At 57.8% G+C, this 26038-nt stretch carries 26 protein-coding genes; 17 read left to right on the forward strand and 9 right to left on the reverse strand.

Features of this window, described 5'->3' with window-relative positions; all coding sequences use genetic code 11:
• Window positions 1-78: 78 nt before the first annotated feature.
• Window positions 79-2991: an aminotransferase gene (locus ACIOWE_RS23455; RefSeq protein WP_401396408.1), complete on the reverse strand. Its 2913-nt coding sequence runs from the start codon at window positions 2989-2991 to the stop codon at window positions 79-81.
• A 147-nt stretch (window positions 2992-3138) separates the two neighbouring features.
• Between ACIOWE_RS23455 and rfbC the strand changes: the two genes are divergently transcribed.
• From rfbC to ACIOWE_RS23475, 4 genes are read left to right on the forward strand one after another with little or no spacing between them, the layout of a single operon-like run.
• Window positions 3139-3684: a dTDP-4-dehydrorhamnose 3,5-epimerase gene (gene rfbC / locus ACIOWE_RS23460; RefSeq protein WP_127925462.1), complete on the forward strand. Its 546-nt coding sequence runs from the start codon at window positions 3139-3141 to the stop codon at window positions 3682-3684.
• 39 nt (window positions 3685-3723) lie between these two features.
• Window positions 3724-5532: an ATP-binding protein gene (locus ACIOWE_RS23465; RefSeq protein WP_401396412.1), complete on the forward strand. Its 1809-nt coding sequence runs from the start codon at window positions 3724-3726 to the stop codon at window positions 5530-5532.
• On the forward strand, window positions 5529-6908 hold the full coding sequence (locus ACIOWE_RS23470) for a sigma-54-dependent transcriptional regulator (RefSeq protein ID WP_401396415.1): 1380 nt from the start codon (window positions 5529-5531) through the stop codon (window positions 6906-6908). Before ACIOWE_RS23465 ends, ACIOWE_RS23470 begins: the two co-directional genes overlap by 4 nt.
• Window positions 6905-7360: a YiiD C-terminal domain-containing protein gene (locus ACIOWE_RS23475; protein WP_401396418.1), complete on the forward strand. Its 456-nt coding sequence runs from the start codon at window positions 6905-6907 to the stop codon at window positions 7358-7360. The genes ACIOWE_RS23470 and ACIOWE_RS23475 overlap by 4 nt, the downstream gene beginning before the upstream one ends.
• Before the next feature lie 88 nt (window positions 7361-7448).
• Here the strand turns inward: ACIOWE_RS23475 and cysQ are convergent, their stop codons facing one another.
• Complete coding sequence (gene cysQ / locus ACIOWE_RS23480; RefSeq protein WP_401396421.1) at window positions 7449-8276, reverse strand: 3'(2'),5'-bisphosphate nucleotidase CysQ; 828 nt, start codon at window positions 8274-8276, stop codon at window positions 7449-7451.
• Between the two features lie 7 nt (window positions 8277-8283).
• On the reverse strand, window positions 8284-8853 hold the full coding sequence (nudE, locus tag ACIOWE_RS23485) for an ADP compounds hydrolase NudE (protein ID WP_401396423.1): 570 nt from the start codon (window positions 8851-8853) through the stop codon (window positions 8284-8286).
• Between the two features lie 88 nt (window positions 8854-8941).
• Here nudE and yrfG point away from each other — a divergent pair, with 88 nt between their 5' ends.
• On the forward strand, window positions 8942-9604 hold the full coding sequence (gene yrfG, locus ACIOWE_RS23490; protein ID WP_201235967.1) for a GMP/IMP nucleotidase: 663 nt from the start codon (window positions 8942-8944) through the stop codon (window positions 9602-9604).
• A gap of 154 nt (window positions 9605-9758) precedes the next feature.
• Here the strand turns inward: yrfG and lysM are convergent, their stop codons facing one another.
• Window positions 9759-10199, reverse strand: a complete 441-nt coding sequence (gene lysM / locus ACIOWE_RS23495) for a peptidoglycan-binding protein LysM (RefSeq protein WP_401396428.1) — start codon at window positions 10197-10199, stop codon at window positions 9759-9761.
• Between the two features lie 135 nt (window positions 10200-10334).
• Between lysM and ACIOWE_RS23500 the strand changes: the two genes are divergently transcribed.
• The 4 genes from ACIOWE_RS23500 (at window position 10335) to ACIOWE_RS23515 (ending at window position 15327) form a co-directional block, all read left to right on the forward strand.
• Window positions 10335-11222 (forward strand): LysR family transcriptional regulator, encoded by an 888-nt coding sequence (locus ACIOWE_RS23500; RefSeq protein WP_401396431.1) that lies wholly within the window; start codon window positions 10335-10337, stop codon window positions 11220-11222.
• Between the two features lie 92 nt (window positions 11223-11314).
• Window positions 11315-12154, forward strand: coding sequence for a formate dehydrogenase accessory sulfurtransferase FdhD (gene fdhD, locus ACIOWE_RS23505; RefSeq protein ID WP_401396433.1), 840 nt, complete (start codon window positions 11315-11317; stop codon window positions 12152-12154).
• Complete coding sequence (locus tag ACIOWE_RS23510) at window positions 12151-14499, forward strand: FdhF/YdeP family oxidoreductase (RefSeq protein ID WP_401396436.1); 2349 nt, start codon at window positions 12151-12153, stop codon at window positions 14497-14499. The genes fdhD and ACIOWE_RS23510 overlap by 4 nt, the downstream gene beginning before the upstream one ends.
• A gap of 345 nt (window positions 14500-14844) precedes the next feature.
• The gene (locus ACIOWE_RS23515) at window positions 14845-15327 is read left to right on the forward strand and encodes a glycine zipper domain-containing protein (protein WP_401396439.1); all 483 of its coding nucleotides are present in this window, start codon (window positions 14845-14847) and stop codon (window positions 15325-15327) included.
• 54 nt (window positions 15328-15381) lie between these two features.
• On the opposite strand, the gene ACIOWE_RS23520 is transcribed toward ACIOWE_RS23515, so the two are convergent.
• The 4 genes from ACIOWE_RS23520 to ACIOWE_RS23535 form a co-directional block, all read right to left on the reverse strand.
• Complete coding sequence (locus ACIOWE_RS23520; RefSeq protein ID WP_401396472.1) at window positions 15382-15801, reverse strand: acyl-CoA thioesterase; 420 nt, start codon at window positions 15799-15801, stop codon at window positions 15382-15384.
• Between the two features lie 155 nt (window positions 15802-15956).
• Window positions 15957-17180, reverse strand: coding sequence for a 3-hydroxyacyl-CoA dehydrogenase NAD-binding domain-containing protein (locus ACIOWE_RS23525; RefSeq protein WP_401396441.1), 1224 nt, complete (start codon window positions 17178-17180; stop codon window positions 15957-15959).
• 107 nt (window positions 17181-17287) lie between these two features.
• Entirely contained in the window at window positions 17288-19216 is a 1929-nt protein-coding gene (locus tag ACIOWE_RS23530) for an ATP-dependent DNA helicase RecQ (protein WP_401396444.1), read from the reverse strand.
• 179 nt (window positions 19217-19395) lie between these two features.
• Window positions 19396-19899, reverse strand: coding sequence for a polysaccharide deacetylase (locus ACIOWE_RS23535; RefSeq protein WP_401396447.1), 504 nt, complete (start codon window positions 19897-19899; stop codon window positions 19396-19398).
• A gap of 291 nt (window positions 19900-20190) precedes the next feature.
• Here ACIOWE_RS23535 and ACIOWE_RS23540 point away from each other — a divergent pair, with 291 nt between their 5' ends.
• The 8 genes from ACIOWE_RS23540 to ACIOWE_RS23575 all read left to right on the forward strand — a co-directional run bounded on the left by ACIOWE_RS23540 (window position 20191) and on the right by ACIOWE_RS23575 (window position 25511).
• Window positions 20191-20478 carry a hypothetical protein gene (locus ACIOWE_RS23540; RefSeq protein WP_401396450.1) on the forward strand — a complete coding sequence of 96 codons (288 nt, stop codon included), beginning with the start codon at window positions 20191-20193 and terminating at the stop codon, window positions 20476-20478.
• Between the two features lie 97 nt (window positions 20479-20575).
• A complete protein-coding gene (locus ACIOWE_RS23545; protein WP_401396453.1) occupies window positions 20576-21718 on the forward strand; it encodes a hypothetical protein in 1143 nt (380 codons plus the stop codon).
• Window positions 21719-21763: 45 nt separating this feature from the next.
• Entirely contained in the window at window positions 21764-21946 is a 183-nt protein-coding gene (locus ACIOWE_RS23550) for a hypothetical protein (protein WP_401396456.1), read from the forward strand.
• A 319-nt stretch (window positions 21947-22265) separates the two neighbouring features.
• Complete coding sequence (locus ACIOWE_RS23555) at window positions 22266-22565, forward strand: hypothetical protein (protein ID WP_401396458.1); 300 nt, start codon at window positions 22266-22268, stop codon at window positions 22563-22565.
• A 177-nt stretch (window positions 22566-22742) separates the two neighbouring features.
• Complete coding sequence (locus tag ACIOWE_RS23560; protein ID WP_401396474.1) at window positions 22743-22904, forward strand: YhfG family protein; 162 nt, start codon at window positions 22743-22745, stop codon at window positions 22902-22904.
• A gap of 171 nt (window positions 22905-23075) precedes the next feature.
• Entirely contained in the window at window positions 23076-23570 is a 495-nt protein-coding gene (locus tag ACIOWE_RS23565) for a helix-turn-helix domain-containing protein (protein WP_401396461.1), read from the forward strand.
• Between the two features lie 156 nt (window positions 23571-23726).
• Window positions 23727-24380, forward strand: coding sequence for a hypothetical protein (locus ACIOWE_RS23570; protein WP_401396464.1), 654 nt, complete (start codon window positions 23727-23729; stop codon window positions 24378-24380).
• Window positions 24381-25511 (forward strand): DUF262 domain-containing protein, encoded by a 1131-nt coding sequence (locus ACIOWE_RS23575; RefSeq protein WP_401396467.1) that lies wholly within the window; start codon window positions 24381-24383, stop codon window positions 25509-25511.
• 64 nt (window positions 25512-25575) lie between these two features.
• Here ACIOWE_RS23575 and ACIOWE_RS23580 read toward each other — a convergent pair.
• A partial coding sequence (locus ACIOWE_RS23580; protein WP_401396469.1) for a phosphoenolpyruvate carboxykinase (ATP) occupies window positions 25576-26038 on the reverse strand: 463 nt, incomplete at its 5' end.

The following is a 26038-nucleotide window of genomic DNA, read 5'->3' on the forward strand; positions in this document are numbered from 1 at the left end:
CGATCTTTTGATTTTGCCTTTGAAAAGCCAGATCAAAAGATCGCAGCCTTCGGCAGCTCCTACAAGGGGAGCGGCGATTTACAGGCCTTCGGTGAGCACCCGGTCAAGCATGTCGACAAAGAAGTCCACGCTGCGGCGCGACGTCACCATCGGCGGTTTGATCTTGAGAATGTTCAAGTCATCACCGGTCGGCTGCATGAAGATCCCCAGCTCCCGCAGGCGATCGCAGAGCAACGCAGTCTCCTCGGTCGCCGGCTCCAGCGTCTGGCGATGGCGGATCAATTCAAGCCCGAGATAGAACCCGGAACCGTGCACCGCGCCCACCAGCGGATGTTTATCGATCAACGCTTCGAGTCGCGCCTTGAAGTGGCCACCGACCACTTGCGCGTTTTCCCAGAGCTTTTCTTCTTCCATGACATCCAGCACCGCCATGCCAATCTGGCAGCTCACCGGACTGCCGCCAGCCGAGGAGAAGAAATAGCCTTCCGCCTCCAGCGCTTCGGCGATGTCCCGGCGGGTGATGACCGCCCCCAGTGGCTGGCCGTTACCCATGCCTTTGGCCATGGTGATGATGTCCGGGACCACGCCTTGCTCTTCGAAGCCCCAGAAAAAATGGCCCATGCGCCCGTAACCGACCTGCACTTCATCGGCAATACACACGCCGCCCTGCGCGCGGACCTTCGCATAGACCGCTTGCAGATAACCCGGAGGCAGCGAGATACCACCGGCATTGCCGTACACCGGTTCGCAGATGAACCCGGCCAGTTGACGTTTCTGTTCGGCGATTTTCTCCAGATGATGCTCGACGCTGCGCACATACTCCGGCGCCGAATCGAGGCCACGGAATTCACCGCGATAGATATTCGGTGCGGTCACCGGATGCACCCAGTCCGGGCGACTTTCGAGGGCTTTCGGGTTGTCGGCAATCGACGTCGATACCGCATCGGCGCCGACCGTCCAGCCGTGATAGGCCTCCAGCACGCTGATCATGTCGCGCCCGCCGCTGTAGGCCCACGCCAGACGAATCGCCAGATCATTGGCCTCGCTGCCGCTGTTGACCAGAAACACCCGGTCCATGCCTTGCGGTGCAAGCTTCAGCAAACGCTCGGAAAACTCGGCGACCGCCGCATAGTTGAACCGCGAGTTGGTGTTGAGCAGTGACCACTGGCGGGTCGCGACCGCTGCCATACGCGGGTGGCCGTGACCGAGCACCGCGACGTTGTTGAGCATGTCGAGATAGGAGCGGCCCTGCATGTCGATCAGGTGATTGCGCCAGCCGCGCTCGATGCGCGGCGGGTCGACGTAATAGTGTTTTTGCGTGCGGGCGAAACTGGCATCGCGGCGTTCGAGCAGGGTTTTCGCGTCCAGCTCCGGCTCGGCATCGCAGGCCAGCCCTAACAACGCGGCGGGCGATGGGCACAGTGCCTGCCACGCCGGGGCATGGGAAGGCGTGCAGAACAGCGGCGCGTGCAGTTGCGCGCCTCGGCTCAACTGCACGATCAATGGCCCGCTGACCGTGCCCAGCACCTGACCTTTGACCAGTGCCGCGCCGCTGTGCAGCGAAGGCGCCACGCCCCACAGACGCACACTGAGCTGCGGGCCATCGAGTTGCAGCACGCCGTCCGCCGCTTGATGCAGCACACCGGCAAACGGCGCTTCGACCGCTGTGCCGGTGGGCACGCGCAATTCAACGTGCAACGGGAAGGTCTCCGGTTCCTCGGCGCTGTCCGGCCGGGTGCGTGACAAACGGTACTGACCGTAACGGCTCGCCGCCAGGCCATGGGCCGCCGCCGCTTCGGTCAGCAGACGCTGATCAATGCCTGCCTGTTCCCAGTTGCCAGCCTCGAAATGTGGACTCAGAACGCCAAGGTCGATCAGCGCAAATTCGCGCCCGACCAGACTCGGGAGTAGCGGTGCAAAACCTTCGCCGTTGATCGCCGACAAGGTTTGCCCCACCGCCGTCAGGATCGCCGCTTCCATCAGCGCCAACGGCACCGATGTCGCGACACGGAAAATCTCCCACTCGTGAGTGAGATTGTCGCGGCTATAGGCATTGCCTGGGTCGATGCTGACCTGCTGCTCACCACTGAGCACCAGCACCGCTGCACGCGCGACGATCAATGGCCACACCGCTTGCAGTTCTTCGCGTTGCAGCGGATTGACCGAGTGATAAGCCTGAACCGCCGGCAAAATCACGAATGGATCACCGCCGGCGTGATGCAGCAATGCCGCGCAAGTCACTGACAGATCGGTGATGCGCCACGTGCGTATCAGATCGCCAAAATCGATGACACCCTGCAATTGCCAGTGACGCTGGGCGTCGCGCTGCCAGACTACGTTGTCATCGGTGATATCCATGTGGATGGCCTGCACCGGCAGTTTGTCGAGCAAGGGCTGCAAGCGACGCTCGGCCTGTTCAGCGACATCGGCAATCAGCGCGCGTTGCTGTTCATCCTTGATCACCGGCAGCAGATGACTGATCAATGCACTGGCATGGCGTGCGTCCCACTGCAACGTGCGCTCAAGACCCGGATGGTCGAACCCGGCCAGCGCCAGATCCATCTCGCCACAGAGCCGGCCAAACCCGGCCACTACTGTGTGGCCCAAATGATCGAGATGGGTCAGCGACTGGCCTTCGATGTAATCCAGCAGCCGCACATGCACCGCTTCACCGTCGACTTCCAGCGACAGCAAATCCTCGCCGTTATTGGCCGCAATCACCCGTGGCACATTTACCTGAGAATGTTCGGCCAGATATTTCAGCCCGGCGTGCTGGGCCTGCAATTCAACGAGGTCGTAATCGCCACGACAGATTTTCAGGACAAATCGCCCGCGCGCACTGTCGACGCGGTAGTTGAGATCCTGCTGGCTACCAAGCGCCTGCAACGTGCCGCTGAGCCCGTAATGTTCGGCGAGCCATTGCAGGGCCTGGGCCTGCGATACCTGCGGACTGGGCAAACTGGCGCGATGAATCAACGTGGCGAGCGGCATGAAACGACCCCTGAAATTTTATTAGGCGCTTATATCGCCATTGCTTCAGAGGATGCGCAACCCCTGATCGTGGTTATTCGAGCGCTCGCATCCGCTGGCACTTTGCGCAAGAATGGCAGCCATTCAAACCTGTCTATGGAAATCCTCATGAATGTAATCACCACCGATTTGCCCGGTGTTCTGATCATCGAACCGAAGGTGTTTGGTGACGAGCGCGGTTTCTTCTACGAGAGTTTCAACGCCAAGTCCTTCCAGGACGCCACCGGCCTGGATACGCAATTCGTTCAGGACAACCATTCGCGCTCGCAAAAAGGCGTGCTGCGTGGCCTGCATTACCAACTGCAAAACACCCAGGGCAAACTGGTACGTGTGACTGTCGGTGAAGTGCTCGATGTGGCCGTGGACATCCGCCGCAGCTCGCCGCACTTCGGCAAGTCGGTGGCCGTGCGTCTGTCGGCGGAAAACCATCGTCAACTGTGGGTGCCGGAAGGTTTCGCCCACGGCTTCGTGGTGTTGAGCGAGTTCGCTGAATTCCTCTACAAGACCACCAACTACTACGACCCTTCGTCCGAGCGCAGCATTCGCTGGGACGACCCTGCTTTGGGTATCGACTGGCAGTTGGACGAAGCGCCGAAGCTGTCGGCCAAGGATCAGGCAGCGGCGTTGCTGAAGGACGCTGACGTCTTCGCCTGAGCCTAGGCATAATGCGCCTGTCCCCACAGGCGCACGCTCATGAAACCATCTCTCCCCCGCAGACCTCGCTGGCGCAGCCTCGCCCTGCTGGCCCTGTGTCTGGCGCCGCTGCTGTGGCCACTGGAACATCTGGCCGAGCGCTATTACCGCAGCGAACTGGCCGGGCAGAACCGCCAGACCCTCGACCTGTACGTCGCCAACCTGCTGGGCACCCTGCACCGCTATGAAGTTTTGCCGCAGATCCTCGGCGACTTGCCGGCCCTGCGTGCGGTACTCGGCGCGCCGGACGATGGCGTCACCCAAGGCAATGCCAACCGTTTGCTGAAAAATATCAGTGCGCAGACCGGCGCCGAAGTCATGTACCTGATGGACACCACCGGGCAAACCCTGGCGGCGTCGAACTGGGACAAACACGACAGCTTCGTCGGCCGCAATTTCTCGTTCCGCCCGTATTTCAGCGAAGCCATGGCCGGGCGCCTTGGACGATTCTTCGGTCTTGGCACGACGTCTGCCAAACGCGGTTACTTCTTCGCCGCCGCCGTGCGCAACGGCGAAAAAATCATCGGTGTGCTGGTGATCAAGGTCGACCTCGACCACACCGAAAGTCTGTGGGGCAAAACCCCGGAACAACTGCTGGTGACCGACCATAACGGCGTGGTCATCCTCACCTCACGTCCGGAATGGCGCTTCCGCTCGACACGCGTCTTGAGTGACGCCGAGCGCTCGGCGATCACGGCGATTCAGCCTTACCCGACCCGCGAACCGCGTCCACTGAATCTCAGCCCCGATGCCTGGCTGACCCAGACCCACGACATCGCCGAAACCGGCTGGAGCGTCAGCATCCTTGCCCCGCGTACGCTCATCGACCGGCCAGTGCGCACCGTGGTGGCGATCGGCGGCGCGACGCTGTTGGTGGTGATGCTGTTGCTTGGTCTGATGATGCAGCGCCGCCGCCACTATCTGGAACGCATTGCCTTCGAAGCCAAGGCGCGCCGTGAACTCGAAGGTCGCGTCGCCGAACGCACCAGCGACCTGGAAGGTCTCAACCGTCGTCTGAAACAGGAAGTGCTGGAACGCGAACAGGCCCAACAGGAACTGGTGCGCGCCCAGGATGATCTGGTGCAGGCCGGCAAACTCTCAGCACTGGGCACGATGTCGGCGAGCATCAGTCACGAACTCAATCAGCCGCTGGCGGCGATCCGCAGTTACGCGGAAAACGCCGAAGTGCTGCTCGATCATCAGCGCACCGACGACGCGCGAGGCAACCTCAAACTGATCAGCGAACTGACCGGGCGCATGGCCTCGATCATCGCCCATCTGCGCGCCTTCGCCCGCCGCGATCGCCACGCGCCGGAAAGCGTCGCCCTGCAACCGGCGCTGGACGATGCACTGGCCTTGCTGGCCAAACGTCGCCGCAGCATGGAGGTCGAGCTGATCCGCGATCTGCCCGCCGCCACGTTGTGGGTCGAGGCCGGCGAAACCCGTTTGCGCCAGGTGCTCGGCAACCTGCTGGCCAACGCCCTCGACGCCCTCACTGAAAAAGGCCCGCCGCGCAAATTGTGGCTGAGTGCCGAATCCACCGCCGAGGGCGTCAATCTGTACATTCGCGACAACGGCCCGGGGTTCTGCATGGAAGCCCTCGGCCGCGCCAGCGAGCCTTTCTATACAACCAAGACCCGCACGCAAGGCCTGGGTCTGGGATTGGCAATCTGTGAAACGCTGATGCGCGCCTTCGGTGGTGAACTGTCGTTCGCCAACCACAAGCAGGGCGGCGCCTTGATTACCCTGCGGCTGCGCGCCGGTGCGCCCGGGGTCAGCCTGCAACCGTCCGAGGATCGAAGTGCATGACCATCGACAATCGCATTCAGGTGGTGTTGATCGACGACGATCCGCACCTGCGTCAGGCCCTCGGCCAGACACTGGATCTGGCCGGCCTGAAAATTCTTCAGCTGTCCGAAGCCAAAGGCCTGGCCGCGCAACTGGAGCGTGACTGGCCCGGCGTGGTGGTCAGTGACATTCGCATGCCGGGAATGGACGGCCTCGAATTATTGAGCGAGTTGCACGCCCAGGACCCCGAACTGCCGGTGCTGCTGATCACTGGCCACGGCGACGTGCCGCTGGCCGTCCAGGCGATGCGCGCAGGCGCCTACGACTTTCTTGAAAAACCCTTCGCCAGCGACGCTCTACTCGACAGCGTGCGCCGCGCCTTGGCCCTGCGCCGCTTGGTGCTGGACAACCGTAGCCTGCGTCTGGCCCTCAGCGACCGCAATGAACTGAGCGCGCGATTGGTCGGCCAATCGGCGCCGATGCTGCGACTGCGTGAGCAGATCGGTGCGTTGGCGGCGACCAAGGCTGACGTGCTGATTCTCGGCGAAACCGGCGCCGGCAAAGAGGTGGTCGCCCGTGCATTGCACGACTTGTCGAGCCGCCGCAACGGCCCGTTCGTGGCGATCAACGCCGGTGCGCTGGCTGAATCGGTGGTGGAAAGCGAACTGTTCGGCCACGAACCCGGTGCGTTCACCGGCGCGCAAAAACGCCGGATCGGCAAGTTTGAATTCGCCAATGGCGGGACGCTGTTCCTCGATGAAATCGAGAGCATGAGCATGGACGTGCAGGTGAAGTTGCTGCGCATGTTGCAGGAACGTGTGGTTGAGCGGCTGGGCGGGAATCAATTGATCCCGCTAGACATCCGCGTCATCGCTGCGACCAAGGAAGACTTGCGCCAGGCCGCCGATCAGGGCCGTTTCCGCGCCGACTTGTATTACCGCCTCAATGTTGCGCCGCTGCGCATTCCACCGCTGCGCGAACGTGGCGAAGATGCGCTGGTGCTGTTCCAGCACTACGCCGATGAAGCCAGCGCCCGTCACGGTTTGCCACCCCACGAATTGCAACCGGCACAACGCGCCTTGCTGCTGCGCCACACCTGGCCGGGCAACGTCCGCGAATTGCAGAACGCCGCCGAGCGTTTCGCCCTCGGCCTGGAACTGGCGCTGGACAACAGTGGAGCCGACGGCGCTGCTACCGTGGAAGTCATCGGCGGCGGGCTCAGCGAGCAAGTGGAAAACTTCGAGAAGTCGTTGATTGCCGCCGAGCTGGCGCGCTCACACAGCTCCGTGCGCAGCCTCGCCGAAGCGCTGGGCATTCCGCGCAAGACCTTGCACGACAAGTTGCGCAAGCATGGCCTCAACTTTGGCGACAGCAGCCATGGGGAAGAGAACGAATGACCGATCACAGGCATTATCTGGAGTCTGTTCTCCATCACGACATCCCCCTGACCCGGGACATGGGCCTGAAAGTCCTCGACTGGCGGGAGCAGCAGTTGAGTCTGCACTTGCCGCTGGATCCCAACGTCAATCACAAAAGCACCATGTTCGGCGGCAGCCTCTACTGCGGCGCGGTGCTGGCCGGTTGGGGCTGGTTGCATCTGCGCCTGAGAGAAGAGGGCATTACCGACGGGCACATCGTCATTCAGGAAGGGCAGATCAGTTATCCACTGCCGGTGACGGGAGATGCCACGGCGATTTGCTCGGCACCAAGTGCGGCGACGTGGAAAAAATTTCTGGCGATGTACCAGCGCTATGGGCGGGCGCGGCTGACGCTGAATACGCGGATTGTGAATGCGGGCAGTGATGAGGATGCAGTGAGGTTTAGCGGGCAGTACGTTTTGCACCGCTGAAGATCAAGAACCCCTCATCGGAACGCCGCCCGCCTATCCCTCTCCTAGGGGAGAGGGCTGGGGTGAGGGGCATTCTGGATCAGGCCACTTACCCTCGGGCCAACGCCAACAATCTCGCCCGCCACGCAGCCTTCGCCGGTAGCGCCAGAAAGAACTCGTTCCGCAGTGATTCCCGCGCTGGATAACAGAACGCATTACCGCGCAAATCCAACACTTCACCGCCCGCGCCTTCCAGCACGCCTTGGGCAGCCGCCGTGTCCCACTGCGAAGTCGGCGCCAGTCGCGGATAGCAATCCGCCGCGCCCTCAGCCACCAGACAAAACTTCAACGAACTGCCGATATTCGCCAATTGCAGCTCACCCAGATTCGCACTCAATCCAGCCAGCAGGCTTTCCTGCTCGGGACTGGAATGTCGACGGCTGGCGACCACGGTGAACGCGTCACCCGGGCCTGGCACATCACGCACTTGAATCGAAACCGGCGTGCCGCCCTTGTCGCAACGCCAGGCACCGAGCCCGCTACCACCGACATAGAAACGACCACTGGTCGGCATCGACACCACGCCAAACACCACACGGCCGTTTTCAATCAGCGCGATATTGACGGTGAACTCTTCGCTGCCGCTGATGAACTCCTTGGTGCCATCCAGCGGATCCACCAGCCACCAGCGCTGCCAACCGGCCCGCACGCTTTGCGGAATGTTGGCGTCCTCTTCGGACAGGATCGGAATGCTCGGATCAAGCGCCGTCAGTCCGGCAACGATCAGGTGGTGCGCTGCCAGGTCGGCGGCGGTCACCGGCGAGTCATCGGACTTGGCCGTGACTTCAACGCCAGAGCGCCAGAACGGCAAAATCGCCTCGCCCGCTCGCAATGCCAGCTCAACCACGGGGGCCATCAACGGGTTGGGGAAATTCATCAAGTGCTCACTCATAATTGAAAACACCGCGCTGACTCAGCAGGTCGCGGGTCAAATAAAGGGCCGCCAAGGCGCGACCTTCGGAAAACTGCGGATTCAGCGCCAGCGCCGACAACTCGCGCAGATTGACCTTGTCGACACGCATCGGCTCGGGCTCGTCGCCCTCCAGACGCTCCTCGTACAAATCGGTGGCCAGTACCACTTGAATCTTCTGGCTCATGTAACCGGGCGACAACGACAGCTCGGTCAGATGCTCCAGTTGCCGCGCGCCGAAACCGGCTTCTTCCTTGAGCTCACGCTCAGCCGCCGCCAGTACATCCTCACCCGGCTCGATCAGGCCTTTGGGCAAGGACAATTCGTATTCGTCAGTGCCGCCGCAATACTCCTCGACCAACACTGCATGCTCGGCATCGAGCATCGCCACGATCATCACCGCGCCGTAGCCCGCACCTTTGCCGACCAGACGCTCGTAGGTGCGCTCAACGCCATTGGAAAAACGCAGCTTCAGTTCTTCGACGCAGAACAGGCGACTGGTGGCGACGATCTCGCGGGCGAGTACAGTGGGTTTTTGGCGCATGCAAAGCTCCTTGGCGTGAACGCGCTACTATAACGCGGCTTTCCCGATTGTTTATGTCGGATATCTTTCTACCGTTCGAGACGTTGCCATGCCTTCATTACCCTGGTCCGACATCGATACCGTTCTGCTGGACATGGACGGCACGCTGCTGGATCTGCACTTCGACAACCATTTCTGGCTCGAACACCTGCCCCAGCGCTACGCCGAGCTGCACGGGGTAAGCCGGGCCATGGCGGAGATGGAGTTGCAGCCGCTGTTCGAGCGCCATGCCGGACAATTGCAGTGGTACTGCCTGGACTTCTGGAGCACAGAGTTGAAGCTGTCGGTGCGTGAACTGAAACAGGAAACCGCGCACCTGATCGCCTTGCGCCCGGATGCGGATACGTTCCTTGAGGCACTCAAACGGGCCGGCAAACGGGTGATCATGATCACCAATGCGCACCGTGATTCGTTGTCATTGAAACTGGAACGGATTGAACTGGCGCCCTATTTCGAGCGTTTGATCAGCTCGCATGATTACGGTTTCCCAAAGGAGAACCCGCAATTCTGGGATGCCCTGCAAGCGGATATCGATTTTGATCCGGCACGCAGCCTCTTCATCGACGACACCTTGCCGATCCTGCGCAGTGCGCGGGATTTCGGTGTGGCGCATTTGCTCGCCGTCAAAGAGCCCGATAGCCGCAAAGGCCCGAAAGATACCGCCGAATTTGACGCAGTCGAGGATTACCGCGAGCTCATCTCAGGCCTGTAGACGTTCCATTGTGGCGAGGGAGCTTGCTCCCGCTGGAGGCCGAAGGACTCCCATCCTCAACTGACGCGTGAATCCGGATATCTCGCGTTCAATGGTTTTGGGGCCGCTTCGCGGCCCAGCGGGAGCAAGCTCCCTCGCCACATTTTGCTGTGCGTTATTCAGGGATACGCAGTGTCTGCCCCGGATAGATCTTGTTCACGTCCTTGAGCATCGGTTTGTTCGCCTCGAAGATCTTGTTGTACTGGTTGGCATTGCCATACACAGCCAGAGAAATCGCACTAAGGGTGTCGCCTTTTTTCACCACGACAAAGCGTGCGGCAGCCACCACTGGCCCGGTTACGGTGATTTGGTCGTCAACGCTGCCAACGCCCTCGATGTTGCCCACCGCCAGCAGAATCTTCTCTTTCTCTTCCTGACTCGCTACCTCACCGGTGACCGTCACCTTGTCGCCGTCCACGGTCGCCTGAACGTTCGGATTGCCCAGTCCGACCTTGCTGATGTGGTCCTTCAACTGCTCGCTGGCATTGGCATTGCCCGGGGTCAGTAGATCGATCAGCTTCTCACCGGCTTCTTTCACAAAGCTCAAAAGACTCATAGCGCACACTCCTTGATTTGGGTTCCAGACGTCCAAGCCTAGACCACACCGGACAAACCCGGTTCCAAGCCGACCAATGACCCTGCCACCCCGCGAGCGTTAGAATCGCCCTCCCGCCAACACCCCGGAGCGAAGATGGACATCAAGCAGCTGAAATTCCTCATCGCCCTCGACGAAACCCGCCACTTCGGCCAGGCCGCCGCACGTTGCCACATCACCCAGCCGACCCTGTCGATGCGCCTGCGCAGCCTTGAAGAAGAACTCGATCTGCCGCTGGTCAACCGCGGTCAGCGCTTCGAAGGCTTTACCGCGCCCGGCGAACGGGTGCTGGCGTGGGCGCGCACGGTGCTGGCGGCTTATGACGGGTTACACGCCGAAGCGGCAGCGTGTCGCGGCAACCTCATCGGCACACTGCGGCTTGGGGTCGTGCCGCTGTCGAGTTTCGATCCGTTACCGCTGATGCAACGCCTGCACGCCGCGCATCCGAATCTGCGCTTCGACCTTTCGGCGCTGAGTTCCGAACAGATCCTTGAGCATCTGGCAAACAACCGCATCGACCTCGGTGTGTCCTATCTGGATCGTCTGGATCACGAGCGGTTCGAATCCATGGCCTTCAGCGAAACCCGCATGGGCCTGCTCTACGATCAGCGCTCCTTCACCTTCGGCGAAGCGCCGTTGAGCTGGCAGTCGCTGATCGAGCTGCCGCTGGGCATGCTCACCAGCGGCATGCATTTTCGCCAATCCATCGACCATAACTTCCACAGTCGTGGCCTGACCCCGCAGCCATTGCTGCAAACCGATGCCGTCCATCAATTGTTACAAGCCGTGCATGGGGGCTTTTGCTGCGCGATCATGCCGCTGGACGGCGGACTGGAAAAACTTACCGATCACCTGCGCCTGCAACCTATCGAAAACGCGCAAACCCTTGCGCCACTGGGGCTGATCATGCGTCGCAGTGCCCCGCGTTCGGCACTGGCCGAAGCCTGTTTCGCGCTGTATCAGGAATCACCAACCGCCCCTTGATCGACGGTATCTATCAATGGATCGACAGTAGCGATTAGACGCGACAACTTGCCGCGCCTAGTCTTAACGTTGATCAATCCGTTGGTGATGCCATGAACGCCAAGCGCCCAGCCTGCGCGGCGCCTGCACTCGAAACGCCCGCGCCCGCCGCCAGCCAGACCTACAGTTACAGCGATCTACCCCGTGGGGAATCGGCCAGCACCGCGCTGGCCGAGGAAGTCGCATTGGCGATCGCCTACAACGGCATCAGTCAGGCAGTCATGCTGGTGACGCCGACTGACCTTGAAGACTTCATCGTCGGCTTCAGCCTGGGCAGCGGCATCATCGAGGACGCCAGCGACATTTATGACCTGCAACTGAGCGGTGCAGGGTCGGCGCAATACGCACAAGTGACCATCGCCAATCGCGCTTTCTGGAATCTCAAGACCCAGCGTCGGCAACTGGCCGGCACCAGCGGTTGCGGCCTGTGCGGCGTCGAAGCCGTGGAACAGGCGTTGCCGGATCTCAAGGTACTGCCCGGTGCGCCATTGCCACCGATCGACTGGCTCGACGGTCTGCGCCAGCGCATCGGCGCGTTCCAGCCACTCGGTCAGCATTGCGGTGCGGTGCATGCGGCGGTGTTCATGAATGCCAGCGGTGAATTGCTGCTGGGGCGCGAAGACATCGGCCGGCATAACGCCCTCGACAAACTGATCGGTGGGCTGATCCGCCAGAAGATATCCACAGATGGCGGCCTGGCGATTGTCACCAGTCGTTGCAGTCTCGAATTGATCCAGAAAGTCTTGCGCGCCGGCATCCAGACCCTGGTCAGCCTGTCCGCACCGACGGGCCTTGCCGTGCAATGGGCACGGCGCCACAACCTCAATCTCATCCACCTGCCGCAGAAAAATGCGCCGCGGGTGTATAGCCCCGCGATGGAGAATCAAGCGTGAGCCAACATCATCAAGCCGACCAGAAACCTGTCCCGCGCTACAAGCCCTATAAAGGCGCAGCCGGCGGCTGGGGCGCCCTGATCAGCGTGGCTCAGGCCTGGTTGACCAGCGACAACGCGCTGAAAAACTTGCGCATGATGCTCAAGACCAACCAGAACGGCGGCTTCGACTGCCCGGGTTGTGCGTGGGGCGATTCGCCGGAAAGCGGCATGGTCAAGTTCTGCGAGAACGGCGCCAAAGCGGTGAACTGGGAAGCGACCAAACGTCGTGTGGACGCCAAGTTCTTCGCCAAACACAGCGTGACCTCCTTGCTGGAGCAGAGTGACTACTGGCTCGAATATCAGGGTCGCCTGACCGAGCCGATGGTCTACGACGCCGAAACCGATCGCTACAAAGCGATCAGTTGGGACGATGCTTACGCGCTGATCGGCAAACACCTGCAAGGCTTGTCGAGTCCGGATCAGGCCGAGTTCTACACCTCGGGCCGCGCCAGCAACGAAGCGGCGTACCTGTATCAGCTGTTCGTGCGCGCCTACGGCACCAACAACTTCCCCGATTGCTCGAACATGTGCCACGAGGCCAGTGGTGTCGCACTGGCGCAAAGTGTCGGCGTCGGCAAAGGCACCGTGACCTTCGACGATTTCGAACACGCTGACGCGATTTTCGTCTGGGGCCAGAACCCTGGCACCAACCACCCGCGCATGCTTGAACCGCTGCGTGAAGCGGTGAAACGCGGCGCTCAGGTGGTCTGCGTCAACCCGCTGAAAGAGCGCGGCCTGGAGCGTTTCCAGCATCCGCAACACCCGATCGAAATGCTCACCAACGGCGACAAACCCACCAACACCGCCTACTTCCGTCCGGCACTCGGCGGCGACATGGCCGTACTGCGCGGCATGGCCAAGTTCCTCCTGCAGTGGGAGCGCGACGCGCAGAAGGCCGGTGCGCCAGCGGTGTTCGATCACGACTTCCTGAATGCTCACAGCGCCAATGTGCTGGAGTACCTCGGTGTCGTCGACGACACGCCGTGGGAACAGATTGTCGCGCAGTCCGGCCTGACCCTCGTGGAGATCGAGCAAGCCGCGCGGATGTACGCCAAAGGCAAGAACGTGATCATGTGCTGGGCGATGGGCATCACTCAGCACCGCCATTCGGTGCCGACCATCCAGGAAATCGCCAACCTGATGCTGCTGCGCGGCAACATCGGCAAGCCGGGCGCCGGCCTGTGCCCGGTGCGCGGCCACAGTAACGTGCAGGGCGACCGCACGATGGGCATCAACGAACGTCCGCCCGTGGCGTTCCTCGATTCGCTTGAACGGCGCTTCCAGTTCAAGGTGCCACGTCACAACGGTCACAACGTGGTCGAGGCAATCCACGCGATGGCCGAGGGCCGCGCCAAAGTCTTTATCGGTCTGGGCGGCAACTTTGCCCAAGCCACGCCAGACAGCCCACGCACGTTCGAGGCGCTGAGCAATTGCGACCTGACCGTGCAGATCAGCACCAAACTCAACCGCAGCCACTTGGCTCACGGCAAAGACGCGTTGATCCTGCCGTGCCTGGGTCGTACCGACATCGACATCCAGACCGAAGGCCCGCAAGCGGTCACCGTGGAAGACTCGTTCAGCATGGTCCACGCCTCCAATGGTCAGTTGCAGCCGCTGTCGAACCAGATGCGTTCGGAGCCGTCGATCATCGCCGGCATCGCTGCCGCTACTCTGGGCAGCAAACCGGTGGACTGGAACTGGCTGGTGGCCGATTACGGGCGTATCCGCGAACTGATTGCCGACACCATCCCGAACTTCAAGGAGTTCAACGAGAAGATCAAGAACCCGGGCGGTTTCTACCTCGGCAACAGCGCTGGTGCGCGCAAGTGGAATACGCCGTCAGGCCGCGCCAATTTCCGCGCGAACCTGTTGCCGAAAGACCTGGTGCACGAACGCACCCGCGCCACCGGGCAGTTGCCGGATCTGATCCTGCAATCGATGCGCTCCCACGATCAGTACAACACCACGATTTACGGCCTCGACGACCGTTATCGTGGGGTCAAAGGTCAGCGTGACGTGTTGTTCGCCAACGAGGCCGATATCATTCGCCTGGGCTTCCGGCCGGGGCAGAAGGCTGACATCGTGTCGATCTGGGACGATGGTCGCGAGCGTCGCGTGAAGGGCTTCACGCTGTTGGCGTTTGATATCCCTGCCGGGCAGGCTGCTGCGTATTACCCGGAAGTGAATCCGCTGGTGCCGCTGGAAAGCACTGGGGATGGCAGTCATACGCCGACCTCCAAATTCATTGCGATCCGCCTGGAAGCGGCGAGTGAGACCGGGTTGATCATGGCCAAGTCCGCTTAATGCGGCGACCGACCCATTGCTATCGCGAGCAGGCTCACTCCTACAGTTGACCGTGTTCTATCTGCAGGAATGCGATCACTGTAGGAGTGAGCCTGCTCGCGATAGCGGTAGTCGATCCTAATAATTTATCGCTGCCCTGCACTTTTCAAACGTGCACAAAAAAGGCCGCTTTTTCACAAAAGCGGCCTGTCCGAAGTAGCTAAAGACCGGCGAAAAACCGTTAAGTTCCGTAGATAAAACAGTAACTTGCAGAATTGTATACAAGTCGTGTTATTCGTCGGATTTCGATTGTCACGCCTATTCCCGAGCCTCAGGATCGCGCCGTCATCCCTTTGAGGCTCCTCTATGAAGTTCTCCTCGATTCTCTTGTTGTCCCTTGGCCTGGTCAGTGGTTTCGCTTCTGCTGGCGGCACCACCGAAGCAGGTGTGGGCGGCGCATTGGGCGGGGTTCTTGGCTCGGTCGTCGGTCAGTCTTTAGGCGGCAGCACAGGTTCAACCATTGGCGCAGCCCTGGGCGGCGCGGGTGGTAGCGCAGTTGGCGCCAACAAACACAGCCGTGGCGAAGCGGCCATTGGCGGTGCACTGGGCGCAGCCGGCGGTAACGTGGTCGGCCGCAGCATGGGCGGCACCACCGGCAGCCTGATCGGTGCCGCAGCAGGTGGCGGCGCCGGTGGTGCGCTGGGCAACTACATGGGTAACAAGAGCAATGAAGACGACCGTCGTTATGATCGCGGTCGTGATGATCGTCGCTACTACCGCGACGACCACCGTGGTCGCGGTCACGCCTACGGCCATCGCAAGCATCACAAGTACTATCGCCACCGTTAAGGCGAATGCTTGATCAAAAATCGCAGCCATCGGGCTGCGATTTTTTTGCCTTTTTCACACCACCAATCGTTCCAGCGCTGCGCGTAACCCGGCAGGAATCGGCACCGGTTGATTGCTCGCCCGATCCACGAACACATGGACGAAACGCCCGGCCGCACAAGCTTCGCTTTCGCCAACCTTGAACACCGCCAGTTCGTATTGCACCGAACTGTTGCCCAACTTGCCGACCCGCAGGCCGATTTCGATCAAGTCCGGGAATGCGATCGAGGCAAAGTAATCGCACGCCGAACTGACCACGAATCCCACCACCTCGCCGTCATGGATATCCAGACCGCCCACCTGAATCAGGTAAGTGTTCACGGCCGTGTCGAAGAAGCTGTAATAGGTGACGTTGTTGACGTGACCGTAGGCGTCGTTGTCGTGCCAGCGTGTAGTGATGGGCTGGAAGTGCGGGTAGTCGGAGCGTTGAGGCATCTGGCTGGACATGGATCAGCGATTCCTGAAGGTATTTTGGCCAGTCTAATTTAAACCGGGGCGAGACCTTCGCGAGCAGGCTCGCTCCCACATTGGAATGCGCTCCCCTGTGGGAGCGAGCCTGCTCGCGAAGACATCAGCACCGCCGCCAGAACTTAACGACCTGCAAACCCCTTGCCCTGCGCCGCCAGCTCACCAATCAACCGTGCCGGTTTCCACTGATCGCCCTGCCGCGTTTCCAGCGCCAACAAACGCTGATGGATATCGGCCAACCCTTGCTGATCCGCCCACGCCATCGGCCCGCCCTTGTCCGCCGGGAAGCCATAGCCGTTCAGGTACACCAGATCGATGTCATGGGCCGACTCGGCAATGCTTTCCTGCAGAATTTTCGCGCCTTCATTGACCAGAGCCAGCAGACAACGCTCGAGAATTTCTTCAGGGCCAATCTCGCGACGCTGGAAGCCCAGATCCTCACTGACCCGCAATACCAACGCATCGACCTCAGGATCATGCTCAGCCTGACGACTGCCCGGCTCATAGTGGTAATAACCATTGCCCGATTTCTGACCAAACCGGCCCATCTCGCACAAACGGTTATCCACTTGGACCTCCGGCGCATCCTGACCCTTGCCGGCCAGCTCACGCGCACGCCACTCCAGATCAATGCCGACCACGTCGTACATGCGAAATGGCCCCATGGCAAAACCGAAAACCTGCAACGCAGCATCGACCTGCTGTGGATAAGCGCCTTCAAGCAGCATCTTGCGCGCCTCCAGTACATACGGATGCAGCATGCGGTTGCCGATAAAACCGTGGCAGTTGCCCGACACCACACTGACCTTGCCCATGCGCTTGCCCAGCGCCAAAGCAGCTTGTAATACCGCTGGCGAAGTCCGCGCACCACGAACGATTTCGAGCAGCTTCATGATGTGCGCCGGGCTGAAGAAATGCAGGCCCAGCACTTGCTCCGGACGCTGGGTAGCCGCCGCGATTGCATCGATATCCAGCGCCGAGGTGTTGCTCGCCAACAACGCTTCAGGTTTCAGCAAACCATCCAGTTCACGGAAGATTTTCTGCTTGAGTTCAAGGTTTTCGTACACCGCCTCGATGACCAGATCGACATTGCGGATCGCCGCGTAATCCGGCGCTGCGCTGACCCGGGCAAGACGCGCATCGGCCTCGGCCTGATCGATGCGACCCTGGCGTACGTTGTGTGCATACGTATCGGCCACGGTCGCGAGCGCCTGCTCCAGCATCTGTGGATTGTTATCCACCCATTGCACCGTCACGCCGGCATTGGCCAGGCACATGACAATGCCCCGCCCCATGGTGCCCGCACCGATCACCGCCGCTTGCTGAATATCGAATGTCTGGCTCATGTTGTTCTCTTGTTGGCGATCCAAAGACTGGTCTCACCATAGTCAGCCATCGACGGTTTTTGAAGTTTATTACCGTGATGATCGACATTCAGCGCATGGATGCAACCTCAGAGGTGTTCCTGAGCCCACCCACGCACCTCGGCATACGGATACTCCTCCAACGTCGCATACCCGGAAATCGCGCGCGCCTTGAGTTTGGTAAACAGCGGCACACTGATCCCGCACAGAAACCGCGTCAGTCGCTCCGCCGTCGGCACGCTGCCCGTATGTTGCTCATGCCTGTGGATAAAATCACTGCACAGCGCTTCGAAGTTTTTATCCACAAGCGCCGGTAGTTCCGGAGGTGCAGGCAAACGAGCAATCTGTCCGTGACACACTGAACAATGCCCACAACGCTCTGGTGCATCGTGATCGCCGAAATACTCCGCCAGTCGATAACCCAGGCAGCGTTCGGTGGCGAACACCTCAAGCATCGCGTGAATACGCGCGACTTCGGTTTGTTCGTGCCGAGTGAAGTAGTCGTGCAAATCGCCACTCAACACATCACTGTCAAAGTCGCTGTGTAGCATGCTGTAGACCTCGGTCATCTGCTTGCTTTCAAGCTCGACCCAGCCCTTCTCCTGAAAGTAATCCAGCGCCTTCACCACCCGATTGCGCTCAGCCGAATATTGCGTGTACATCGCCTCGAAACTCACCGTGGCCCAGGTACGCGCGCGGCTCGACGTCTGGATGATCGCTGCAACGAAATCCCTGCGCTCACCCTCGAAACGCTCGAGCAATGCCTCGGGCTCGAGCAAATACTTGAAGCGGTATTCGGCGTAATACGCATAACGCGGTGCAATCAAACCACGCAGCTCCAATTGCACCAGCAAGGTCTTCAGCGGCAACGCGCGAATGTTGCTCTGATCCGCCAGCGGGCCGAGCAGAAACTCCCATTGCCCTTCCGGTGCCGAGGCCTTCAACTCATCGAGTACATAACCAATGCCGGCACGTTCCGGCGTGTCACCGTAGACGAAGTTTTCCAGCACGTTGAGGCTGTCACGATTGGCCAGTACCAGGCAGTCCGACGGTTTACCATCACGCCCCGCACGGCCGATTTCCTGGCTGTAGTTTTCGATGGATTTGGGCAGATCGAAGTGCACCACATTGCGGATGTCACTCTTGTCGATGCCCATGCCGAAGGCGATGGTCGCAACGATGCAATTGGACTGCCCGGCCATGAAACGCTTCTGGATGCCCTCGCGTTTATCGTGGGGCAAACCGGCGTGATAGGCCTCGGCCTGAATGCCATTGCGCTCAAGGTGTTCGGCGATGTGCTCGGCGGTTTTCTGCAAAGTCACGTAGACGATGCTCGGCTGCCCCGGCCGCTCGGCCATCCACTCCACCAGCCGCCGACGCTTGTCCTGACCGCGCACCGGTTCTACCAGCAGATTGAGGTTGGGCCGATAGAAACCGGTGGTCACCACATCCTCGGCGGCGATGGCGAATTTCGCCTGCATGTCGGCAATGACTTGCGGGGTTGCGGTGGCGGTCAGCAGCAAGGCCTGCGGGATGTTGAACTGACGTTGGTAGTCCGGCAACTTGAGGTAGTCGGGGCGGAAATTGTGGCCCCACTCCGAGATGCAATGCGCCTCATCCACCACCAGCAACGAGATCGGCACCTGCTGCAAGAAATTGCGGAAGCGTTCGTTTTTCAGACGCTCCACCGAGATCATCAGAATTTTCAATTCGCCAGAACGGGCGCGGGCCATCACATCATTGGCATCATCGCGGCTCTGCGCCGAATCGATGCTGCCGGCCGAAATGCCGTGGCGTTGCAGAAAGGCCAATTGATCCTGCATCAACGCCAATAACGGCGAGACCACCAGCGTCAGGTTCGGCAGCATCAGCGCCGATAGTTGATAGCAGAGGGACTTGCCGGAACCGGTGGGAAAAATCGCGGCTGCCGAGCGCCCGGCCAGCACCGCACTGATCGCAGTTTCTTGTCCGGGACGAAACTGTGGATAACCAAAAACCTGTTCCAGGGTGTTGTGCATTCGCTGTCACTCCTTTGACTGCTGCCATGCCAACAGCCTAGCGGGCGATCGCAGCGAGTCGAGAAAAGGTCGGGGCCAAATCGATTCGGAATGATACAGCGATTACTTGAGCGCCACGGCCCCTGTGGGAGCGAGCCTGCTCCCGAAGAGGCCGCTCAGAACAACACAACACTTGAGATTCAGGGACGCAACACCGCCACCCGTAGTTGCTCATTCAACATCTGTTCATGCACACCCTGGCTCTTGCTCGCCCACAATGCATGGGCCGGGCTGATGTCGCCAGTAAACGCCGCCGCCAATTGCCGCAGGTCGGCAACGCTGCGCACCTGGGGGCAAAAGGGTTGTTCGCCACAGTCCTGACTGGCGTTGCGATAAGTGCTCAGCAAGTGATCCCACAGCCCTTCGCGCACTTGTCTGATCGACTTGAGCTGCACTTGCGGCACACCCAACCGCTGCTTAAGCCCCGACTCGTCCAGCGCTTCGCTGGCGAGCAGGGCCTTGCCGAACATCAGTACTTCGGCGCGCGAGGCCGTGTCGACGTTAGCCGGGCTGGTGAGCGCATCCGGCCAACCGGTTCGATCCAGATGATCGAGCACCAGCGCGTTATCCAGGTCAACCGCCATTGCCACACGGCAACCACTGGCCCACAGCAACACAATCGAGGCCATTCGTAGCCATTGCATACCTAATTCCCTTTAAGCGCGTATAGGAAGTTTGGAAACGTCCCACAGATTCTGGCGCGCACCATACAGAGGTTTGTTCAGAAGCGCCTGACAAACCCGTAGGAAATTTCCCAGCTAAGGGTTTTGCCTTGAAAAACCCATCAAAACACGTAGGGCAAATACCCGAACCCCGGAAAAACCCCTACGAACTCTGTCCATTCCGGCTGTCTTGTCCCACAGATCGACGCCCTCCTATAGTGACCAGCGCGACTGAATCGCTCCGTAGCGACTTCTCAAAGGACAGGCTCATCCATGAACTCACTGCATCCGCCCCTCAACCGCTACCGCCGTTTGAAAACCAGTTACAGCGAAAATCCGGTGCTGGTCATCGACACGGACGCCTGCCATGAAGACTTGCTGGATGCCGCCCAGCAGCGACTGTGCGCCGCCAGCAATCTATTGGAAACTCTTTACTGTTTGTGTTTCCAACAAGCCGACGTCAAAGACATCCCGAACATCGTTCATGCGCTTTACTTGTTGACTCAAGACGGTTGCGAACTACTGGAAGTTGCCAAACTTAAAATAGCCCAGCGCAATTAAAACCAACAACCAACAAATTCCGAAACAACCCACTTCTTTAACTTTCAAAACAACAACACTAAGTTGATTGCTCTTTCATTAAACAAGAGCAATAGATATGACTGTTTTAACTATCTTTTTTTGCGGCACGGGCTCCAACAAGTTTGACACCACCCACGCAAACTTCTGGAACGGCGAATTGATTTCCACCCTGGCCGCAAACCATTCCGGTCGCGAGTTTGCCGAGTGGATCGTCGTCGACGGCCCTGGCAGCGGTAACCTGCAAGCCGATGACCTGTTTACCAAAACCAAGGAGTACGGCCTCAGCGGATCGTTGTTTGGCAAGGGCTGGGAAGAAAACGTGCAACACGCGCTGAATATCATCAAAGGCAAATGCGACTGGCAACGCGAGCAACTGACCGAAGCCGAATACAACCGCCTCAAGGCCGCCGGCATTCCTATTGAAGATGTCAAAGCCGAAGGCTCCTGGTTCTGGCGCAAGTACAACTATGGTGACCGCAGCGTTACTCAACAAACATTGCAGGAAAGCATTATCAAGACGTTCCGCAAAGACGGTGTTATTCCCACCCGAGTCAATCTGGTGGGCTGGAGCCGAGGCGGTATAAGTTGCCACATGCTGGCCAATGCAATGTTAAAGGACAGCCAACTTAACAATATTCCAGTGAACATCTTTGCCCTGGACCCCGTTCCGGGACTCGGCAACTTCCAGGAAGAACGAGTCAAACTCGGCAGCAACGTCAAAGAGTACATCGCCTTCTACGCCCGCGATGAACGCTCCAAAGGTTTCAGTTGCGTCATCCCGCAAACCGCCACCGGCACCAAAACCTGCGTCTATCCCATGGCCGGCCGTCACGCGACCATGGCGGGCAATGCCACCGCCGACGGCGGCGTCCCTGCCAGCGCCAGTGATCTGAAAACCCTGGTGGAACCTGGCCGCGTCGTCCGCCACTTCGCCGAAACCTGCCTCAAGCGCTGGGGCGTGCAACTGAACAAAACCCTGAACCTGACCCAGACCGACCTGAAGACCCTCACCGACGGCATCGTCCGCGATGAAGCCCGGTACAAACGGATGCACAACATCTCCTACACCTACTTCACCGAACTGGATAAAGGCGAACGCTACGTGTCTTTGGGCAGCAAAGGCGTACCGTTCTCGGCGGTGAAAGGCTCGATCTACACTCCTGCGACGGGGCTGACGACCAGCGTGCTGGATGTGGCGGCGTATCGGGTTATTGGTTGAGACGGGCGGCGACCGATAGGTTTTTAACCAACAAGGAATAGAACGATGAACATTACGAGCGGTGAATCGGAACAGGCTAGCGACGAGGAAACCTACGAGGCATGGTTCGTCCGGCAGGTCCAAGCCAGCATTGATGATCCTCGGCCAAGCATTTCCGATGAAGTAAGCAGGAAACTGATGGCAGATAAACGCGCTCGTTTAAAACGCCTGAAGGATCAACGGCAATGACCTATCGAATCTACGTCCCGTTCCTACAAGGTCAGACTCCTTGTCTTCTATCGCTGCCGTGTAGCTCATCTCTATAGTTGTGACTGCCGCTGCCAAATCAGCGGCTCGGGCTTGGTCACCCGATTGGATCGTGTATACGCATGCGCTGTATGCTGCCGGCACTCATTTGCCTGCAGTTTATGGTGACTGTGTTTGGGACACCTTCGGGTGTGCCGGGTATGTGCACGATCCTCACCGGTTGACCAACCCGAACACAGTCGCCTCCTGTCGCTTGGTCACGATGTGGTGGCTTCACCTGAAGCATTTGAGGATCAAAAAAATGAAATCATGGAATCAATTCCCCGCCGATCGCTACCGTCCCCTCGAATCCAACCTCACCGACACCAAACCCCTGATCATCGACACACAGGCCAACCCGCAAGACATCCTCGAATGCGCCGTCCAGCGCCTGCGCGCCTCCGCCGATCTGCTACGCACCCTCTACTGCCTCAGCTTCAAACAAGCCGACGTCGAAGACATCCCCCACATCACCCACGCCCTCTATCTGCTGACGCAGGATGGCTGTGACCTGCTGCAAGTCGCGCAGCAGCAGATGCTCAATTGGAAGGCTCCAGCCTGAAATTGAGTGATCGTATCGCTCTTATGCACTCTGTGAGAGCGATCAAAAAAACGGTAATCAAACATGGGAGCAACCATGAGCAAATTCTTTGATGAGCTGATGGAAAGCGTTATCGAAATGGACAAGATCTTACGCAAAAAGCATCGCGATTCAGACTCGAATGCTGACACGAACGTATTGACGTTTCAGCAAAAGCAGGCCCATTACGACAAGGTTCGCCGCTCAAACTATTTGGCTAGCCTACGTATTGAAGGTTTTGAAATCACCCCTGCCGATGCTGAAAAGCCACTTTCCTCACGTATGGAGGTTCTCGAAAAGTACCGGCAAAAACCGGATTGACTCGAGGAAGCGCTAACGTTTAAGTGGCATTATTCTAGCTATATGAACCTAAAACAGATGGAATAATGCCACTTAACTTCGTTTTTCATGGATCTTACGGCAAACAGCGCCCTTCAGCTTAAGTGCTATTATTCTGGCAGTTAAGGTTTAAAAATGAAGGAATACTGCCACATGGCCAAGAAAACAGCGCCGCTCTTGCCCTCCACTGCTCGGCTTTTGGTCGACCTCGGTGAACGACTGAAGCTGGCTCGCCTACGCCGCAAATTGACGGCCAAGCAGGTCGCCGAAAGATCAGGCATGTCGCTGACAACCTTGCGCAATCTGGAGTCAGGGGGATCAGGAGTAACCATCGGGGCCTACCTGTCGGTCATGCAGGTGCTGGGGCTGGAAAAGGACCTTAGCAAACTGGCTGCAGCCGATGAAATGGGTCGCCAATTGCAGGATGCGCAGTTAATGCCTGCAACACGATCCGCAGCCAAAAAGCCCCAGCGAGTACGAGCAGCCAGTGCGGCAAAAAAGGGCGCATCCGAACACGTCGGGACTTCAAATGTTATCGATGCCGCCACTACCACGAAAATTCCGGCTGACTTCCCATTCAACACACACTCACTCTCCAGCCTTTTGAACAAGAAGAAAAAGGCCGGCCCCCCAACAGGTGAAGAATGACGCTGATTGCTGTTTATGCAGACTGGGAATCAAAAAAAATATATAGGTGAAAATTACACGGACACTGGCCAGTAGCCTTCTCACGGTATAGTCTGAAGACTCACGCATAAAATTTAAACTTCCAGTGTCACGACATAAAACTGGAGAGCAATAAGCATGCTATCAGCGAAACTAAAACAGGACTTGATAGATGAAAAAGATATGGAAGTCATATTCCAGCAGCACATTATTGAAGGCGACAGCTATTTTTTCAACTCCCTTATCAATGCACCAGAAAAAGAATACGAACTTAGAAAAGAACTTTCACGAGAGCTGAAAATCAACATACGTGATACAGTTCTTGTAGGTTCCGCGAAAATTGGATTCTCAATAAAAACCAGACAATTCTTAGAGTTTGATGAGAAATTCAAAGCTAGCAAAATGAGAAAAGATCGATCGGATATAGACATAGCTATAGTTTCACAAGCCTTATTCGATGAACTATCCGAAAAATTATACAAATTTACTAGACATTACGATAAATCCTGGATTGCAGAAAACTGGCAGGTTAACAACTACTATTCAACCCACAACCCAGAAAAACCTAAACTCCATGATAGTTTTTTCTATTACTATGCGAAAGGCTGGTATCGCCCAGATATGTTACCAGCCAACTTTGATCCCCCGTGGAAAGAAACGCTGGGACGGTGGCGCGCTTCGTTGAATCGCAAGATTTCGATCGGGCTTTATCGAGATTGGAAATATCTCAAAAATTATCAAACCGACCATCTTGAAACTATACAAAGCAAAATTAAGAAATTGGAGATATAAATGAGCGCTCGCCTCGCAGACAGCATTCCAGCAAACAATGTCAAGATAATTGAACTCTACAACAAGCTTCGTTCAAAAAGTCTTGATGTAAGGCCAGACTTTCAAAGAAAGCTAGTCTGGAAGAAAATCCACAAGTTCAAATTCATTGAAACCATATTACTTAACTATCCATTTCCTGAAATATATATAGCTCCAGGCGAACTAGACTCTGAAAGCATCACTCTAACTGAAAAAGTTGTCGATGGACAACAAAGACTTTCCGCAATCAAGGATTACATCGAAGGAACTGACGTTTTTGCTGAAAGTAAAATTACTATAAAAAAATTCAACGAGTTATCGCCCACAGAAAAAGCCGCGTTCTTAAACTACGAAGTATCTGTTCGATATTTAAAAAACTCTTCTGAAGAACAGACTAAAGAAATTTTTCAGAGAATAAATAAAACTGACTACGCTCTCAACAAGATAGAGCGCTTCAATGCTCAGTGGGGAGATAGTGAATTTGTCTGCTTTGCCAAGCAGTTATTAGACAAAGACTATGACAACTCTGAAACCACATATAAATTAAGCCCAGAAAATATCGAAGAAATACAGAAGTTCTTTTTCGGAAAAGAACCAATATTTTCTGACTCCAATACGTCACGAATGACTGACCTCCAATATTTCCTAGTAATTTTAGCAACGATTGTTGGCGAGGAGTATTTCCAAAGAAACAATAATGTTGAGGAGCTAGTTGAAGCTTTCAATGATAACTTCAGTCTAGCGGAGGAAATTGAACCTCAGCTCACTGCAGTTGTTCGTTTCATAAGAGAACTGGATCTACCAAAAAGTACAACCTGGTTAAACAAAACTAATTTATTCACCCTCATCATCGAGCTATATAAATATGATTTAGACCAAATTGATGCGAATGCGCTACGGGAAGAACTATTATCCGTGGACCATAAGTATCGATACTTCCTCCTAGACGAAGGAGACAAAGTTGCCCTAACTGCAGCTGGAAAAGGGTTCATTATTGATCCGGAGACGAGCTTGTTCTTTCAAAACTCTAGAGTTGCCGTAAACGACAAAGGCCCTAGAGTACAACGAGCTAATTTCGTAGAAAAAATAATTGAAACCGCATTCATCAAATAATATTTCATCACCCACAAAAAAGCCGCCTTCAAGAGGCGGCTTTTTCACTCACCAGAACTAAGTCTTACAACTTCGGCCCAGCAGCCTTGATCGCGTCGCTCACTTCGAACTTCTTGAAGTTCTCGATGAACAGACCGGCCAATGCCTTGGCAGCCTCGTCGTACGCAGCCTTGTCAGCCCAGGTGTTGCGTGGGTTGAGCAGGTTGGTTTCAACGCCCGGTACGGCCAGTGGCACGTCGAGGTTGATGGTGTCGAGGTGTTCGGTGGCAGCACCGATCAGCGCGCCGCTCTGGATCGCTGCGATCACCGCGCGGGTGGTCGGGATGTTGAAGCGTTTGCCGACACCGTAGCCGCCGCCGGTCCAGCCGGTGTTGACCAGGTAGACCTTGGAGCCGAAACCGCGGATGCGCTTGATCAGCAGCTCTGCGTATTCGCCAGCCGGACGCGGGAAGAACGGGGCGCCGCCGGTGGGGGTGTGGGTCGACTTGATGCGGCTGCCCGCAGCGAGTGCAGTCGTGCGCACCAGC

It is taken from the genome of Pseudomonas sp. NPDC087598, from assembly GCF_044743525.1.
GTDB lineage: Bacteria > Pseudomonadota > Gammaproteobacteria > Pseudomonadales > Pseudomonadaceae > Aquipseudomonas.